Source organism: Streptomyces sp. S465 (assembly GCF_026898115.1).
Classification (GTDB): domain Bacteria; phylum Actinomycetota; class Actinomycetes; order Streptomycetales; family Streptomycetaceae; genus Streptomyces; species Streptomyces luomodiensis.
In genome coordinates this window covers 7792248-7807143 of record NZ_CP114036.1, presented here as the reverse complement: position 1 = coordinate 7807143, position 14896 = coordinate 7792248, and the positions used below count along the sequence as shown (strand labels likewise).

The 14896-nt window shown below is 73.7% G+C and carries 13 protein-coding genes; 2 read left to right on the top strand and 11 right to left on the bottom strand.

The genetic code is table 11. The annotated features are described in order from the left end of the window. Positions 1 to 136: 136 nt before the first annotated feature. Together N6H00_RS33165 and rpe are read right to left on the bottom strand one after the other, a co-directional pair. On the bottom strand, positions 137 to 1126 hold the full coding sequence (locus N6H00_RS33165) for a sugar-binding transcriptional regulator (RefSeq protein ID WP_268977212.1): 990 nt from the start codon (positions 1124 to 1126) through the stop codon (positions 137 to 139). A 111-nt stretch (positions 1127 to 1237) separates the two neighbouring features. Further along, on the bottom strand, positions 1238 to 1936 hold the full coding sequence (gene rpe / locus N6H00_RS33160) for a ribulose-phosphate 3-epimerase (protein WP_268975516.1): 699 nt from the start codon (positions 1934 to 1936) through the stop codon (positions 1238 to 1240). A gap of 146 nt (positions 1937 to 2082) precedes the next feature. Between rpe and N6H00_RS33155 the strand changes: the two genes are divergently transcribed. Beyond that, complete coding sequence (locus tag N6H00_RS33155; RefSeq protein ID WP_268975515.1) at positions 2083 to 3042, top strand: serine hydrolase; 960 nt, start codon at positions 2083 to 2085, stop codon at positions 3040 to 3042. 28 nt (positions 3043 to 3070) lie between these two features. On the opposite strand, the gene N6H00_RS33150 is transcribed toward N6H00_RS33155, so the two are convergent. From N6H00_RS33150 to fmt, 3 genes are all read right to left on the bottom strand, one after another. Continuing rightward, complete coding sequence (locus N6H00_RS33150) at positions 3071 to 4543, bottom strand: RsmB/NOP family class I SAM-dependent RNA methyltransferase (RefSeq protein WP_268975514.1); 1473 nt, start codon at positions 4541 to 4543, stop codon at positions 3071 to 3073. A 43-nt stretch (positions 4544 to 4586) separates the two neighbouring features. Then, positions 4587 to 6539, bottom strand: coding sequence for an ABC transporter ATP-binding protein (locus N6H00_RS33145; protein WP_268975513.1), 1953 nt, complete (start codon positions 6537 to 6539; stop codon positions 4587 to 4589). 93 nt (positions 6540 to 6632) lie between these two features. Then, on the bottom strand, positions 6633 to 7565 hold the full coding sequence (gene fmt, locus N6H00_RS33140) for a methionyl-tRNA formyltransferase (protein WP_268975512.1): 933 nt from the start codon (positions 7563 to 7565) through the stop codon (positions 6633 to 6635). Between the two features lie 289 nt (positions 7566 to 7854). On the opposite strand from fmt, the gene N6H00_RS33135 reads away from it, so the two are divergent. Next, complete coding sequence (locus tag N6H00_RS33135) at positions 7855 to 8373, top strand: hypothetical protein (RefSeq protein ID WP_268975511.1); 519 nt, start codon at positions 7855 to 7857, stop codon at positions 8371 to 8373. Between the two features lie 60 nt (positions 8374 to 8433). Here N6H00_RS33135 and N6H00_RS33130 read toward each other — a convergent pair whose 3' ends face one another. The 6 genes from N6H00_RS33130 to N6H00_RS33105 form a co-directional block, all read right to left on the bottom strand. Next, positions 8434 to 10608, bottom strand: coding sequence for a primosomal protein N' (locus N6H00_RS33130; protein ID WP_268975510.1), 2175 nt, complete (start codon positions 10606 to 10608; stop codon positions 8434 to 8436). Between the two features lie 162 nt (positions 10609 to 10770). After that, a complete protein-coding gene (gene metK / locus N6H00_RS33125; protein WP_268975509.1) occupies positions 10771 to 11979 on the bottom strand; it encodes a methionine adenosyltransferase in 1209 nt (402 codons plus the stop codon). A 241-nt stretch (positions 11980 to 12220) separates the two neighbouring features. Beyond that, a complete protein-coding gene (gene coaBC / locus N6H00_RS33120) occupies positions 12221 to 13429 on the bottom strand; it encodes a bifunctional phosphopantothenoylcysteine decarboxylase/phosphopantothenate--cysteine ligase CoaBC (protein WP_268975508.1) in 1209 nt (402 codons plus the stop codon). Positions 13430 to 13560: 131 nt separating this feature from the next. Beyond that, positions 13561 to 13821, bottom strand: a complete 261-nt coding sequence (gene rpoZ, locus N6H00_RS33115; protein ID WP_432280772.1) for a DNA-directed RNA polymerase subunit omega — start codon at positions 13819 to 13821, stop codon at positions 13561 to 13563. 58 nt (positions 13822 to 13879) lie between these two features. After that, the gene (gene gmk, locus N6H00_RS33110; protein WP_268975506.1) at positions 13880 to 14446 is read right to left on the bottom strand and encodes a guanylate kinase; all 567 of its coding nucleotides are present in this window, start codon (positions 14444 to 14446) and stop codon (positions 13880 to 13882) included. A gap of 38 nt (positions 14447 to 14484) precedes the next feature. Further along, positions 14485 to 14808 (bottom strand): integration host factor, encoded by a 324-nt coding sequence (locus N6H00_RS33105; RefSeq protein WP_009713618.1) that lies wholly within the window; start codon positions 14806 to 14808, stop codon positions 14485 to 14487. Positions 14809 to 14896: the final 88 nt, after the last annotated feature.

The following is a 14896-nucleotide window of genomic DNA, read 5'->3' as shown; positions in this document are numbered from 1 at the left end:
CCCAGCCGCGCCGGAGGCGCCACGGATCCCGGCGGTGGCCAGAGGCGCCGTGCCGGGTGTCGCAAGCCGACATCTCCCGACCGTGCCGGGTGTCGCGGGGCCGGGACACTCCGCCCGTCAGGGCGTAGGCGGCCGGCTATGCGCCGTCCGGGTCCGCGCGGTCCAGGGCGGGGCGGGCGCCGGGGGTGATCTCGGCGAGCAGGTGGTCCGCCGCGGCGGTGTCCGTCACCAGGCTGGTGACCAGGCCGGACCTCAGCACCGCCCCGATCGCCTCGGCCTTGCGGCGGCCGCCCGCGATGGCCACCACCTCGGGGATCCGGCGCAGCCGGTCGGCCTCCACGGTGATGCAGCGCTCGCCCAGGTCGCGGCCGATGCGGCGGCCCTCGGCGTCGAAGAGGTGGGCCGACATCTCGGCGGCGGCGCCCAGGCTCTCGTAGTGGGCCCGCTCCTCCTCCGACAGCATGTCGTAGACCGTGGAGATCCCGGCCTCCCAGGAGCCGATGGAGACACAGGCCACGGTGACCTTGTCGAAGTACTCGAAGGCGCGGGCGATCCCGGTCTGGCCGCGCAGGGCGTCCGCGGTGGCCGTGTCCGGCAGCAGCATCGGCGCGTAGATGGGGTGCGCCTCCCCGCCCGAGACGGCGGCGGCGCGGCGCACCGCCTCGACCGAACCGCGCTCCGCCGTACCCGCGTCGTACACGCCGGTGAGCTGGACCACGGTGCACGGGGGCAGCCGGTGCAGCGCGGCCGCCATGTGGATCGTGGAACGTCCCCAGGCCAGCCCCAGCACATCCCCCTCGGTCACCAGCTCGCCCAGCAGGTCCGCGGCCACCTCGCCCAGGTTCTCCGGGTCCGGGGTGTCGGCCTCGGCGTCGGCCGGGGACTCCACGACGACCGCGTGGCGCAGCCCGTAGCGGGCGCGCAGCGCGTCGGAGCGCTCGGCGTCGAGTTCGGCGGGAACTCGGATCTCGATGCGCACCAGATCGCGCTCGAGCGCCGTCTCCAGCACACGCGCGACCTTGAAGCGGCTGACGCCGAACTCCTCGGCAATCTGGATCTTGGACTTGCCCTCGAGGTAGAAGCGGCGCGCCATGGCCGCCGCCTGCACCAGTTCGGCGGGTCCCATCCGCGTGGCTGAACGGCCCGTCGACACCGCGGTCTCCTCACTATTCACTGTCCGGACTCACCGTTCATCCTGTCAGAAACGGCGGAGTTGGTTTGCCCATTGCCCGTGAGTTCACCGACCGGTAGCCGCGTGGCCGGGTGTTCCGGGGGCGCCGGTCGCCTTCTCGGCGAGCGCGCGCAGTTCGCTGACGGCCTTGGCCGGGTCCTGGGCACCGTAGACCGCCGAGCCCGCCACGAACACATCGGCGCCCGCCTCGGCGCACCGCTCGATGGTGGCGGCCGAGACCCCGCCGTCCACCTGGAGCCACAGCTCCAGTCCGTGCTTGTCGATGAGCTGCCGGGTGCGGCGGATCTTCGGCAGCATGATGTCCAGGAACGCCTGACCGCCGAAGCCGGGTTCCACGGTCATCACCAGCAGCATGTCCAGTTCGGGCAGCAGGTCCTCGTACGGCTCGATGGGCGTGGCCGGCTTGAGCGCCATCGAGGCCCGCGCGCCCTTGGCCCGGATCTCGCGCGCCAGCCGGACCGGCGCGGCCGCGGCCTCCACGTGGAAGGTGACCGAACCGGCGCCCGCCTCGACGTACTGCGGCGCCCAGCGGTCCGGGTCCTCGATCATGAGATGGCAGTCCATCGGTGTGTCCGTGGCCTTGCCCAGCGCTTCGACCACCGGGACACCGAGGGTGAGGTTGGGGACGAAGTGGTTGTCCATGACGTCGACGTGGAGCCAGTCGGCGCCTTCCACCGCCTTGGCCTCATCCGCCAGGCGGGAGAAGTCTGCGGACAGGATGCTGGGACTGATCTGGAGGGCCATGGCACCAAGCCTTCCACAACCGGCGCCGGTCCATGGAGCCGGGATCAGCGCGAAGGCGCCCACCGCCGTGATCACTTGGGTCCCGCCCGGATCGACGGACGGCGTCGGAGACGGGATCATGGGGACAAGGGAAACAGGCGATCCGGATGACGAGACACCGACTACCCCGACACCCCCGCGCCACGGTGTGCGCGGCGCTGGCGGCGGCCGCCGTCATGGCGCCGGTCGCCGGGGCGGGGCCCGCCCCGGCCGCCTCCGCCACCTCGGCCGCCACCACCGCGGCCACCGCAACGCGCCCGGTCTGCGTCTCGCACCGGTCCGGGCTGGCCGGCAAGCTGTCCAAGGACATCGCGGCCGCGCTGCGCGGCCGGTCCGCCACCACCGCGATCAGCCTCCGCGATCACACCACGCACACCTCCTGCACCCTGCGCGCGAACCAGCGGTTCGACTCCGCGAGCGTGGTGAAGGTGACGGTCCTGGCGACGCTGCTGTGGGACGCGCAACATCACCACCGGGCCCTGACCAAGCGCGAGAAGACCCTGGCCACCGCCATGATCACCAAGTCGGACAACGGCTCGACCAGCAAGCTGTGGAAGCAGCTCACACCCGCCCGGGTCACGGCGTTCCTGCGGACGGCCGGAATGACCGGCACCGTGCCCGGCAAGGACGGCTACTGGGGCCTCACCCGGATCACCGCGAACGACCAGGAGCGGCTCCTGGACCTGATCACCCACCCGAACACGGTGCTCAGCGACGCCTCCCGCCGGTACCTCCTCACCCTGATGGGCAAGGTCGTCCACGCCCAGCGCTGGGGCACCCCGGCCGGTGCCCCGGGCGGCACCCGGATCCATGTGAAGAACGGCTGGCTGGAGCGGTCCACGCACGGCTGGCGGGTGCACAGCATCGGCGCCTTCACCGGCGGCGGCCACGACTACACGCTCACCGTGCTCACCCAGGACAACCACACCATGGAGGCGGGCGTGGTCACCATCGAGGCGGTGGCCCGCGCGGTGCACGAGGACCTCAGCCCCACCGCCCGCGCCGATACCCGCTACGCCCCGACCGACCGGCCCCGGGAAGCCCTGCCGGCGGTCCCGGAGGAATAGCCGCGCCCCGGGACCGGGCCGGGTGCGGTCAGCCGGTGCGGCGCAGCAGGGCCAGATACATCGCGTCCGTACCGTGCCGGTGCGGCCACAGCTGGACGTCGGGGCCGTCGCCCAGCTCGGGCACCCCGGGCAGCAGCGGTCGGGCGTCGATCCACTCCGCGGTGGCGGCCGGGCCGCCACGCCCCTTGAGGACGTCCTCGACCACGGCCCTGGTCTCGGCCGGATGCGGGGAACAGGTCGCGTAGCCGACCACCCCGCCGATCCGCACCGCGGCCAGGGCCTCCCGCAGCAGCCCGCGCTGCAACGGGGCGAAGCCGTCGAGGTCCTCGGGGCGGCGCCGCCAGCGGGCCTCGGGGCGGCGGCGGAGCGCACCGAGCCCGGTGCACGGCACATCCACCAGCACCCGGTCGAAACCGCCGGGCCGCCACGGCGGCCGGGTGCCGTCCGCGGCGATCACCTGGTACGGGCCGGGGTTGCCCGCCAGGGCCCTGGCCACCAGCCGGGCCCGGTGCGGCTGCTTCTCGGCGGCCAGCAGGAAGGCGCCGCGCTCCGCGGCGAGCGCGCCGAGCAGCGCGGCCTTGCCGCCGGGGCCGGCGCAGCCGTCCAGCCAGCGCCGGTCCGCCCCCTCCAGCGGGGCGTTGGCCAGTGCGAGGGCCACCAGCTGGCTGCCCTCGTCCTGCACCCCGGCGCGCCCCTCGCGCACCGCCTCCAGCGCCCCGGGCTCCCCGCCCTCGGTGAGCCGCACCGCGTACGGGGACCAGCGGCCCGGCACCGCGGCCCCCTCGCCCACCGAGGCCAGCAGCTCCCCGGCCGTGGCCCGGCCGGGCCGGGCGACGAGGGTGACCTCGGGCCGTTCGTTGTCGGCGGCCAGCAGCTCCTCCATACCGGCGCTGCCGCCGCCGAGCGCGTCCCACAGGGCGGAGACGACCCAGCGCGGATGCGAGTGGCGGACGCCCAGATGCTCCTCGGGGTCCTCGTCGTAGGGCGGGGCGACCCGCTCCAGCCAGCCGTCGAGGTCATGGCCGGCGATCCGGCGCAGCACGGCGTTGACGAACTTGGCCCGTCCGTCGCCGAGCACCACCCGGGCCAGCTCGACGCTCGCGGAGACGGCGGCGTGTGTGGGGATACGGGTGCCCAGCAGCTGGTGGGCGCCGAGGCTCAGCACATCGAGCACCGGCGGATCCACCTCGCGCAGCGGGCGGTCCACGCATTCGGCGATGATCGCGTCATAGGTGCCCTGGTGGCGCAGGGTGCCGTAGACCAGCTCGGTGGCGAGGGCCGCGTCCCGGGTGTCGAACCGCGGCCCGTGGCCGGCCTCCGCGCTCTCCCGCGCCTTGCGCAGCAGGGGCGGGAGCACGAGGTTGGCGTAGGCATCCCGTTCGTCGACCGCCCGCAGCGCCTCGAAGGCGAGGATCCGCACGGGGTCCTTCTGCGGACGGCGGTAGGGCTTGCCTGGCCGGTTCGGGGCGTGGGGGCGGCGACGACGGGGCTGGTCGGTCACGGGAAATGTGCTCCGGGGGACGGATCGGGCTGAAGGGACCAGCCTACGTCGCCGGGGCCTCGGCGGTCGTGGGGCCGCCGGGCACGGCCGTCCCGTCCACGGCCCTCCCGTCCACGGCCAACGCGTCCTTGACCGCCGGCTGCTCGAACTGGGTGCGGTACAGCTCCTCGTAGCGACCGCCGGCGGCCAGCAGCGCGGTGTGCGTACCGCGCTCCACGATCCGGCCGTCCTCCACGACGAGGATGAGATCCGCGGCCCGGATCGTGGACAGCCGGTGGGCGATCACCACCGCGGTGCGCCCCTCCAGCGCCTCGGCGAGCGCCTCCTGCACGGCGGCTTCCGAGGTGGCGTCCAGATGCGCGGTGGCCTCGTCGAGGATCACCACACGGGGGCGGGCCAGCAGCAGCCGGGCGATGGTCAGCCGCTGGCGCTCACCGCCGGAGAGCCGGTAGCCGCGTTCGCCCACGACGGTGTCGAGACCGTCCGGCAGGGCCGCGATCAGCCCCTCCAGCCGGGCTCGGCGCAGCACCTCCCACAGCTCCTCGTCGGTGGCCTCGGGCCGGGCCAGCAGCAGATTGGCGCGGATCGAGTCATGGAAGAGATGGCCGTCCTGGGTGACCAGGCCGAGGGTGGCGCGGAGCGAGCCGGCGGTCAGGTCGCGGACGTCCACCCCGGAGATCCGTACGGCGCCGCCGTCGGCGTCGTAGAGCCTCGGCAGCAGCTGCGCGATGGTCGACTTCCCGGCGCCGGAGGAGCCCACCAGCGCGACCATCTGGCCCGGTTCGGCGCGGAAGGACACCTGGTGCAGGACCTGGACGCCACCACGGGTGTCCAGGGTGGCCACCTCCTCCAGGGAGGCGAGGGAGACCTTGTCCGCGGCCGGGTAGCCGAAGTCGACGCGGTCGAACTCGACCGACACCGGCCCCTCCGGGACCTCCCGGGCGTCCGGCTTCTCGGTGATCAGCGGCTCCAGGTCGAGCACCTCGAAGACCCGCTCGAAGCTGACCAGCGCGCTCATGACCTCCACCCGCGCCCCGGCCAGCGCGGTCAGCGGCGCGTAGAGCCGGGTGAGCAGCAGCGCGAGCGAGACGACGGCGCCGGGGTCGAGCCGCCCGTGCAGCGCGAACCAGCCGCCGAGGCCGTAGACCAGGGCGAGGGCCAGGGCGGAGACCAGGGTCAGGGCAGTTACGAAGGAGACCTGGACCATCGCGGTGCGCACCCCGATGTCCCGCACCCGCCGGGCCCGCACGGCGAATGCGGCGGACTCCTCGGCGGGCCGGCCGAACAGCTTGACCAGCGTCGCCCCGGGCGCGGAGAAGCGCTCGGTCATCTGGGTGCCCATCGCGGCGTTGTGCGCGGCCGCCTCGCGCCGCAGCTTCGCCAGCCGCCCGCCCACCCGGCGGGCGGGCAGCAGGAAGAGCGGCAGGAGCAGCAGCGTCAGCAGGGTGATCTGCCAGGAGATCCCGACCATCACGACCAGGGTGAGCAGCAGCGTCACCACATTGCCGACCACCCCGGAGAGGGTGTCGCTGAACGCCCGCTGCGCGCCGATCACATCGTTGTTGAGCCGGCTGACCAGCGCACCGGTGCGGGTCCGGGTGAAGAACGCCACCGGCATCCGCTGGACGTGGTCGAAGACGGCGGTGCGCAGATCGAGGATCAGCCCCTCGCCGATGTTCGCCGACAGCCAGCGGGTCAGCAGCCCCAGGGCCGCCTCGGCCACGGCGATCGCGGCGATGAGCCCGGCCAGCCCGAGGACCGTCTGCTGTCCCGAACGGTGGACGATCGCGTCCACCACCCGGCCGGCCAGCAGCGGTGTGGCCACCGCGAGCACCGCCGTGACCGTGCTCAGCACCAGGAACAGCAGCAGCGGGCGGCGGTGCGGACGGGCGAAGGCGCCGATGCGGCGCAGTGTCTCGCGGGAGAAGGGCCGCCGGTCGTCTGCGGCATTGGCCGTCCGGTAAAGGGATTGCCAGGCGGTCGCCTGCATGTCCATCACGCACCTCCGAGGTCTCGTGAGGAACGTAGGACTTCACCTTAGGTTGAGGTCAACTCCCACCGCCCCGGCGCGCCCACCTCCCGCCCCCGGTCAGGCGCCGAGCCGCTCGCCCTCCGCGATCCGCACCCCGCGCGCCCAGTCCGCCGCGAGCATCGGCTTCTTGCCCTGCGGACGCACCCAGGTCAGCTCCACGGCATGGCTGCCCGTGCCCACGTACACCGCCTTCTTGGTCGCGGCCAGACGGCCGGGCTCCAGGTCCGTACGGTCCGCCACCGGCCGCGTCGAGACGACCTTCAGCCGCTCCCCCCGGAAGGTGGTCCACGCCCCCGGTGCGGGCGTGCACGCCCGCACCAGCCGGTCGACGCGCAGGGCGGGCGCCGTCCAGTCGATCCGCGCGTCCTCGACGGTGATCTTCGGGGCGAGCGAGACGCCCTCGGCCGGCTGCGGCACCGGGCGCAGGGTGCCGTCCTCGATGCCGTCCATCGTCGCCGCGAGCAGCCCCGCACCGGCGAGGGCGAGCCGGGTCAGCAGATCGCCGCTGGTGTCGGTGGCCCGCACCTCCTCCGTCACCACCCCGAACACCGGCCCGGAGTCCAGCCCCTCCTCGATCTGGAAGGTCGAGGCGCCGGTCATCTCGTCGCCCGCGAGCACGGCGTGCTGCACCGGGGCCGCGCCCCGCCACGCGGGGAGCAGCGAGAAGTGCAGATTGACCCAGCCGTGCGCCGGGATGTCCAGCGCGGCCTTGGGCAGCAGCGCGCCGTAGGCCACCACCGGGCAGCAGTCCGGCGCGATCTCGCCGAGCCGGGCGAGGAATTCCGGGTCGCGCGGCCTGGCGGGCTTGAGCACCTCGATGCCCGCCTCCTCGGCCCGCTCGGCGACCGGGCCGGCCACCATCCGGCGACCGCGTCCGGCGGGCGCGTCGGGACGGGTCACCACGGCCACCACCTCGTGCTTCTCCGACGCGATCAGCGCGTCCAGAGCGGGCAGGGCGACCTCGGGGGTACCGGCGAAGACGAGCCTCATGGGTGGCGAACTACCTCTCACACAGCGGATACGACACGAACGTCGGGCACTCGGGAACAGCGTCTGAAGTCTATGGTCCGCCGAGGCGAGGGGGCGTACGGGCGGACTCCCGCACGCCCCCGGACCGTGACCGACGGGCGGGTGCCGCGTTGGTCAAGGCAGATTGACCCGCGTCGGGCCGCCGCCGAGCGGCCCGACGCGTTTCCCGCCGTCCGCCCGTCTTCCCCGTCCAGCACCGCATCCCTCATCCACCCCATCCCCCGTCAACGCCGGTTCGAGAGGCTTGTACATGGCCGACCACGCAACTCATGACGCCCAGGCACGGGCCAGCCTGCACCTCCTGGTCCGGGACATCGAGCGGGTCCGCCGGCAGGTGGACGCGCTGCGCACGCTCACCGCCCAGCTCGGCAATGTCTACCGCCCCCGGCGCACCGGCCCGTCCGCCGGCTTCGTGGTCTACGGACGCGCCCCGGCCCCCACCGTGCGGCTCGCCCAGGAGCTGCGGGACAGCGTCGAGACACTGGTCACGGCGGCGGTCGACTTCGACCGCTCGCTCGGCTTCTCCTGGGACGCGGTGGGCTCGGCACTCGGCGTCACCAAGCAGGCGGTGCACCGCCGTTACGGCGCCCGCCGGGCCGCCGCGAAGAACGCGTCCGAGGGCGGCGAGCCGTCCACCGGCCGTCCCGCCGAGTCCGCCGCCGTCCCCTCGGTGCCCGCCGCGCGCACGGTCCCGCCGCAGTCGACGCCGCACCTCCGCGAGGACCCCCGGCCCAGCTCCAGCCCCTTCCCCGGCCCCCGCCACGGCTGACGCCGCGTCAGCCCCGGCCACCGCCGGGAGGTGCCGTCCGCGGACCGCGGAAGGACCGGCTCAGCCGATGTCCAGAGGGTCGATCCGCACCGCGGGGTCCCTTACCCCCCGGGCCAGACGGCGGGCCTTCGCCTCCTTGAGGGCCGCCGCGAGGGCGCTGCCCTGGCCGGGGGGCACCCGGAGCAGCGCACGCTCCCAGACCTCGCCCGGCGGCGGGTCCCCGGGGCGGCGCGGGCGGCCGGGGGGCGCCGGGGGCAGCGGCACGGGACCCAGCTTCTCGGCCTCCCCGGGCAGTCCGGCCGAGGCGATCAGCTCTTCCACCGCCTCCGCGGGGCCGGTCACCGCCGCCATCCGTGAGATGGGCGGAAAGCCCAGCTGGGACCGCTCGGCCAGCTCACGCGCCGCGTATCCGGCCGGGTCCCAGCGCACCAGCGCCTGGACGGGCCGCAGCGTCGGCTCGGCCATGATCACCACGGTGCCGCCCCGATCGCTCTCGCCGCCCCCGCCCCCCGCGCCGTGGCCGCGGACCAGTGACGCCGCCTCCAGCCAGTGGTGCAGCGCGTCCTCACCGGCGCGCAGATCGGGGCGGCCGAGCAGGGCCCAGCCATCGAGCAGCAGCGCCGCGGCGTAGCCCCCCTCCGCCACGGGCTCGGCGCCCGGTGTGCTGACGACGAGCGCGGGGCGGTCCGGCACGGAGGTCAGCACATGGTCCCGGCCGGAGGTGCGGACGGGGACGGCCGGGAAGGCCCGGCCCAGCTCCTCGGCGGTGCGCCGGGCGCCCACGACGGACGCCCGCAGCCGTACGCCCCCGCATGCGGGGCAGTGCCAGGAGGACTCGGCCCGCCCGCACCATCCGCACACCAGATGGTCCGCGTCCCGCGCCTCCAGCGGACCCGAGCAGTGCACACAGCGCGCGGGCTCCCGGCAGCGCTCACAGGCCAGCCTCGGCACATAGCCCCGGCGCGGCACCTGCACCAGCACCGGGCCCCGGGTCAGCGCCTCCCGTACGGTCTGCCAGGCGAGCGTGGGCAGCCGGGCGGCGCGGGCCTCCGCGTCGCGGGCCACCTCGCCCTCGTCGACCGTACGGATCAGCGGGGCGGCCGCCCGGACCTGCTCACGCCCGGCCTCCAGCGGCCGGGCCCAGCCGTTCTCCACCAGCTGGGCGGCCTCGACGGTACGGCCCAGATCGCCCAGCAGAAAGCCCGTCCGCTCATGGACGGCGCGCAGCAGCAGCACATCGCGGGCGTGCGGCTGGGGCAGCCGGTCGTCGCTGTGGCTGCGGTCCCCGTCGTCCCAGATCCCCACCAGCCCCAGGTCCCGGACGGGTGCGAACATCGCCGCCCGGGTGCCCACCACCGCCCGGACCGAGCCCCGGCTGACCGCCAGCCAGCGGCGGTAGCGCTCCTCGGGCCCGAGGTCGGCGGTGAGCAGCACATGCCGCCCCGGACCGCCGAGCGCCTCCGCGAGCGCCGCGTCCACCCGTGCGGCGGTCCGCCCGTCGGGGACGACGACGAGCGCCCCGCGGCCGGAGGCGAGCGTGGCGGCCACGGCGGTGGCCCACTCCCGGGGCCAGTGCGGTCCGGGCAGCGCGGTCCATACGGCGCGCGGCCGGTCGCCGCGGGCCAGCGCCTCCAGGAACCCGGGCCCGGCCGGATAGCGCTCCCAGCTGCCGGGCGCGGGCGGTCCCGGCGGGGGCAGCGGCGGCGGTGACGGCTCACCTTCGGCGCGGGCATTGCGCTTGGGCAGGGCCAGCTGGAGCACATCGGCGAGCGATCCGGCGTACCGGTCGGCGACCGCCCGGCACAGCGCCAGCAGCCCCGGCCCCAGCACCGGCTCCGGGGAGACCACCTGCGCGAGCGCGGCCAGCGGGCCCCGGTACTCGGACTCGGCGACGCGCTCGATGAGGTAGCCGTCGAGCAGCCCGCCGCCCTCGCGCCGCCCCTCGCGCACCTTCCCCGTCCCGGCCCCGAACCGCACCCGCACCCGCACTCCGGGCCGGGCCTCGGCGTCCATCTCGGCCGGCACCGCGTAGTCCCACAGCTTGTCGAGGTGAACCGGGCCCTTGTCGACGAGCACCCGCGCCACCGGCAGCTCGCCGGCCAGCGCGGCCCCGCGCCAGGTCCGCGGCTTGGCCCGGGGCACTTTGGCCTTGCGCACGGTCTCCCGGATGAGCGCGAGCTGCTCGCCTCCCGACGGCTGCGCCGGGTCCTTCGGCCGCTCGTTGTCCCTGCTCACAGATCAAGTCTTAGCAGACCGCACGGACAGGGACGGACCGCGCGGACAGGGCCGGCCAGGCACGGGCAGAAAGGACGCGAAAGCCCGGACGCCGCGGGGACGTCCGGGCCTTCGCCGAAGCCGTGACCGTCCCGGGGCTCTGCCGGCCCCGGGGGTCGGGTCCTACAGGCCCGCCGCGGCGCGGAGGGCGTCGACGCGGTCGGTGCGCTCCCAGGTGAAGTCGGGGAGCTCACGGCCGAAGTGGCCGTACGCCGCGGTCTGGGCGTAGATCGGGCGCAGCAGGTCGAGGTCGCGGATGATCGCGGCCGGGCGGAGGTCGAAGACCTCGGAGATGGCCTTCTCGATCTTCTCGGCGTCGACCGCGGCGGTGCCGAAGGTCTCGACGAAGAGGCCGACCGGCTCGGCCTTGCCGATGGCGTACGCGACCTGCACCTCGCAGCGCTGGGCGAGGCCGGCGGCCACCACGTTCTTGGCGACCCAGCGCATGGCGTAGGCGGCGGAGCGGTCGACCTTGGAGGGGTCCTTGCCGGAGAAGGCGCCGCCGCCGTGGCGGGCCATGCCGCCGTAGGTGTCAATGATGATCTTGCGGCCGGTGAGGCCGGCGTCACCCATCGGGCCGCCGATCTCGAACCGTCCGGTGGGGTTGACCAGCAGGCGGTAGCCCTCGGTCTCCAGCTTGATGCCGTCCTCGACCAGCTCGTTCAGCACGTGCTCGACCACGAATTCCCGGATGTCGGGGGCCAGCAGCGAGTCCAGGTCGATGTCGGAGGCATGCTGCGAGGAGACCACGACGGTGTCCAGGCGGACCGCCTTGTGGCCGTCGTATTCGATGGTGACCTGGGTCTTGCCGTCGGGGCGCAGGTAGGGGATGGTCCCGTTCTTGCGGACCTCGGACAGCCGGCGGGAGAGCCGGTGCGCCAGGTTGATCGGCAGCGGCATCAGCTCGGGCGTCTCGTCGCATGCGTACCCGAACATCAGGCCCTGGTCGCCCGCGCCCTGCTTGTCCAGCTCGTCCTCGTCGCCCTCGACCCGCAGCTCATAGGCGGAGTCCACACCCTGCGCGATGTCCGGGGACTGTGAGCCGATCGACACCGAGACGCCACAGGAGGCGCCGTCGAAGCCCTTCTTCGACGAGTCGTAGCCGATCTCGAGGATCTTATTCCGGACGAGGGCCGCGATCGGGGCGTACGCCTTGGTGGTCACCTCCCCGGCCACGTGCACCAGGCCGGTGGTGATCAAGGTCTCGACGGCGACCCGGGAGGTCGGGTCCTCCTTGAGCAGGGCGTCGAGGATGGTGTCGCTGATCTGGTCGGCGATCTTGTCGGGGTGGCCCTCGGTCACGGATTCCGAGGTGAACAGGCGGCGGGACACATCGCTCCCTGGGGTTGCAGCGGCTGCTGGCTGATCATGGTCGGGACCGCTCGGGGGCTGCGCCCGGCGCGGTTCCTGGGCCAGTTTATCCGGCACGTCCACCGGTCAAGCATCCCCGTCCCACAGAACGGGCAGGCCGTGTCCGGGAAGATACCCTGCCTCAAGCGGAAATACAGCCACGCCTCCGGGATGCGGACGTGTCATGAGCCCGATCGGCCGCACGGCGGCCGCGGGGCCGGGCTCATCCCAGGCGGCGGACCACCAGGTCCCAGACGGTGTCGGCGAGCGCACCCTTGGGGCCGTGCGGCACGGGCGTCTCGGTGCCGTCGGCGGCGAGCACCACGGCCTCGTTGGTCTCGGCGCCGAAGGTCTTGTGCTCCCCGACCTCGTTCACCACCAGCAGATCGCACCCCTTGCGGGCGAGCTTGGCGCGGCCGTTGGCGAGCACGTCGTCGGTTTCGGCGGCGAACCCGACGACGATCTGGCCGGGGCGGGCGCGCTCCGCGGAGATCTCCGCGAGGATGTCCGGATTGCGCACCAGGGCGATCGGCTCCGGCTCCACCCCGTCGCGCTTCTTGATCTTCCCCTCGGCGTAGTGCGCGGGCCGGAAGTCGGCGACGGCGGCGGCCATCACCACGGCGTCGGCGTCCGCGGCGGCCTTGAGCACGGCCTCCCGCAGCTGTGCCGCGGTGCCCGCGCGCACCACATCGGCACCGGCCGGATCCGGCAGCTCGCTGTTGGCCGAGACGAGCGTCACCCGCGCGCCCCGGGCGACGGCGGCACGGGCCAGGGCGTACCCCTGCCGGCCGGTGGAGCGGTTGCCCAGGAAGCGCACCGGGTCCAGCGGCTCACGGGTGCCGCCGGCGCTCACCACGACATGGCGGCCGGCCAGGTCGGGGGTGGCCGCTTCGGCGCCGCGGGCCAGCACCCGCCGGCAGACCTCGAAGATCTCCCCGGGGTCCGGCAGCCGCCCCTTGCCGGTGTCCACACCGGTGAGCCGTCCCACGGCGGGCTCGATGACGATCGAGCCGCGGCGGCGCAGCGTCGCCACGTTCTCCTGGGTGGCGGGGTGCTCCCACATCTCGGTGTGCATCGCGGGTGCGAAGACCACCGGACATCGCGCGGTGAGCAGCGTATTGGTGAGCAGGTCGTCCGCCAGGCCGTGGGCGGCCTTGGCGAGCAGATCGGCGGTGGCGGGGGCGATCACGACCAGGTCGGCGGACTGGCCGATGCGGACGTGGGGCACCTCGTGGACGGACGTCCAGACCTCGGTCGTCGCCGGCTGCCCGGACAGCGCCGACCAGGTCGCCTCGCCGACGAAGTGCAGCGCCGAGGCGGTCGGCACGACGCGTACGGCGTGGCCGGACTCGGTGAGGCGGCGCAGCAGCTCGCACGCCTTGTAGGCGGCGATCCCACCGCTGACGCCCAGGACCACCCTCGGCTTGTCCATCGCTCGGCTCTCCCCACCGGGTACGTCGTACGCCCCGTCACGGTACGCCGGTCGCCGCACGTACCCATGACACACCACGAGCCCGGCAGGACTGCCGGGCCGGTGGTGGGCGATCGAAAACGATCTGGAACTTACTGAGCCGGGGCCTCGATGGCCTCGGAGGTCAGCAGGCCCGCGTTGATCTCGCGGAGCGCGATCGACAGGGGCTTCTCGTGGACGTGGGTGTCCACGAGGGGGCCGACGTACTCGAGCAGGCCCTCACCGAGCTGGGAGTAGTACGCGTTGATCTGCCGCGCGCGCTTGGCCGCGTAGATCACCAGGCTGTACTTGGAGTCGGTGGCCTCGAGCAGCTCATCAATCGGAGGGTTGATGATCCCCTCGGGCGCGGTCATGGGAGAGGACACTCTCTAGCCTTCCTTATGTCGCCTCAGGGCAAGAGTGAATCGAAGATCAAGCCACTCGCATCAAGGCTAGCAGCTCGTTCGCCACGTCCTCGACGGAGGTGTTGACCAAGGTGGTATCGAACTCGGACTCGGCCGCCAGCTCGGTCCGCGCGGCCTCCAGGCGCCGCTCGATCACCTCGGGCGCCTCGGTGCCCCGGCCGGTGAGCCGGCGCACCAGCTCCTCCCAGCTCGGCGGCGCGAGGAAGACCAGCTGCGCCTCCGGCATGGACTCGCGGATCTGCCGGGCGCCCTGCAGATCGATCTCCAGCAGCACCGGCTCGCCCGCCTCCAGGCGGTCCATGACCGCCTCGCGCGGGGTGCCGTAGCGGTTGCCCGCGAACTCGGCCCACTCCAGCAGCTCACCATTGGCGATGAGCTTGTCGAACTCCCCGTCGTCCGCGAAGAAGTAGTGAACACCGTCCCGCTCGCCCGGACGCGGCCGGCGGGTGGTCGCGGAGACCGAGAGCCAGACCTCGGGGTGTTCCTTGCGCATATGGGCGACGACCGTGCTCTTACCGACCCCGGAGGGGCCGGAGAGCACGGTCAGTCGCGGTCGTGCGGAGTGTGCTGCCATGCAGCGATTATCCAGGTTCCCGGGAGTGCCTGGAAACGTCAGCCGGCGGCGCCGCCGAACTCACGCTCGAGCGACGCGATCTGGTTGGAGCCCAGACCCCGCACACGACGGCTCTCGGAGATGCCGAGCCGCTCCATGATCTGCTTGGCGCGGACCTTGCCGACGCCGGGCAGGGACTCGAGGAGAGCGGACACCTTCATCTTGCCGATGACATCGTTCTCCTGGCCCTGCTTGATGACCTCGTGCAGGGAGGCGCCGGAGTGCTTGAGTCGATTCTTGACCTCGGCGCGCTCCCGGCGAGCCGCGGCGGCCTTTTCGAGCGCGGCTGCGCGCTGTTCAGGGGTAAGGGGCGGAAGAGCCACGCCTACGTCACCTCGGATGTCGAACTGTCGGATATGGACCGTGAGGAACCTAGTCGCCCCTCACCTGGGGAGCAACGCGCAACGCAGC

Bases quoted from the DNA above. Each gene is read 5' to 3' on its own strand.
- fmt (WP_268975512.1), bottom strand. From the start codon at position 7,565: ATGAGGCTCGTCTTCGCCGGTACCCCCGAGGTCGCCCTGCCCGCTCTG.
- N6H00_RS33155 (WP_268975515.1), top strand. From the start codon at position 2,083: ATGACGAGACACCGACTACCCCGACACCCCCGCGCCACGGTGTGCGCG.
- rpoZ (WP_432280772.1), bottom strand. From the start codon at position 13,821: ATGACCGCGCCCGAGGGGATCATCAACCCTCCGATTGATGAGCTGCTC.
- N6H00_RS33135 (WP_268975511.1), top strand. From the start codon at position 7,855: ATGGCCGACCACGCAACTCATGACGCCCAGGCACGGGCCAGCCTGCAC.
- N6H00_RS33145 (WP_268975513.1), bottom strand. From the start codon at position 6,539: ATGGACATGCAGGCGACCGCCTGGCAATCCCTTTACCGGACGGCCAAT.
- rpe (WP_268975516.1), bottom strand. From the start codon at position 1,936: ATGGCCCTCCAGATCAGTCCCAGCATCCTGTCCGCAGACTTCTCCCGC.
- gmk (WP_268975506.1), bottom strand. From the start codon at position 14,446: ATGGCAGCACACTCCGCACGACCGCGACTGACCGTGCTCTCCGGCCCC.
- coaBC (WP_268975508.1), bottom strand. From the start codon at position 13,429: ATGGACAAGCCGAGGGTGGTCCTGGGCGTCAGCGGTGGGATCGCCGCC.
- N6H00_RS33165 (WP_268977212.1), bottom strand. From the start codon at position 1,126: ATGGGACCCGCCGAACTGGTGCAGGCGGCGGCCATGGCGCGCCGCTTC.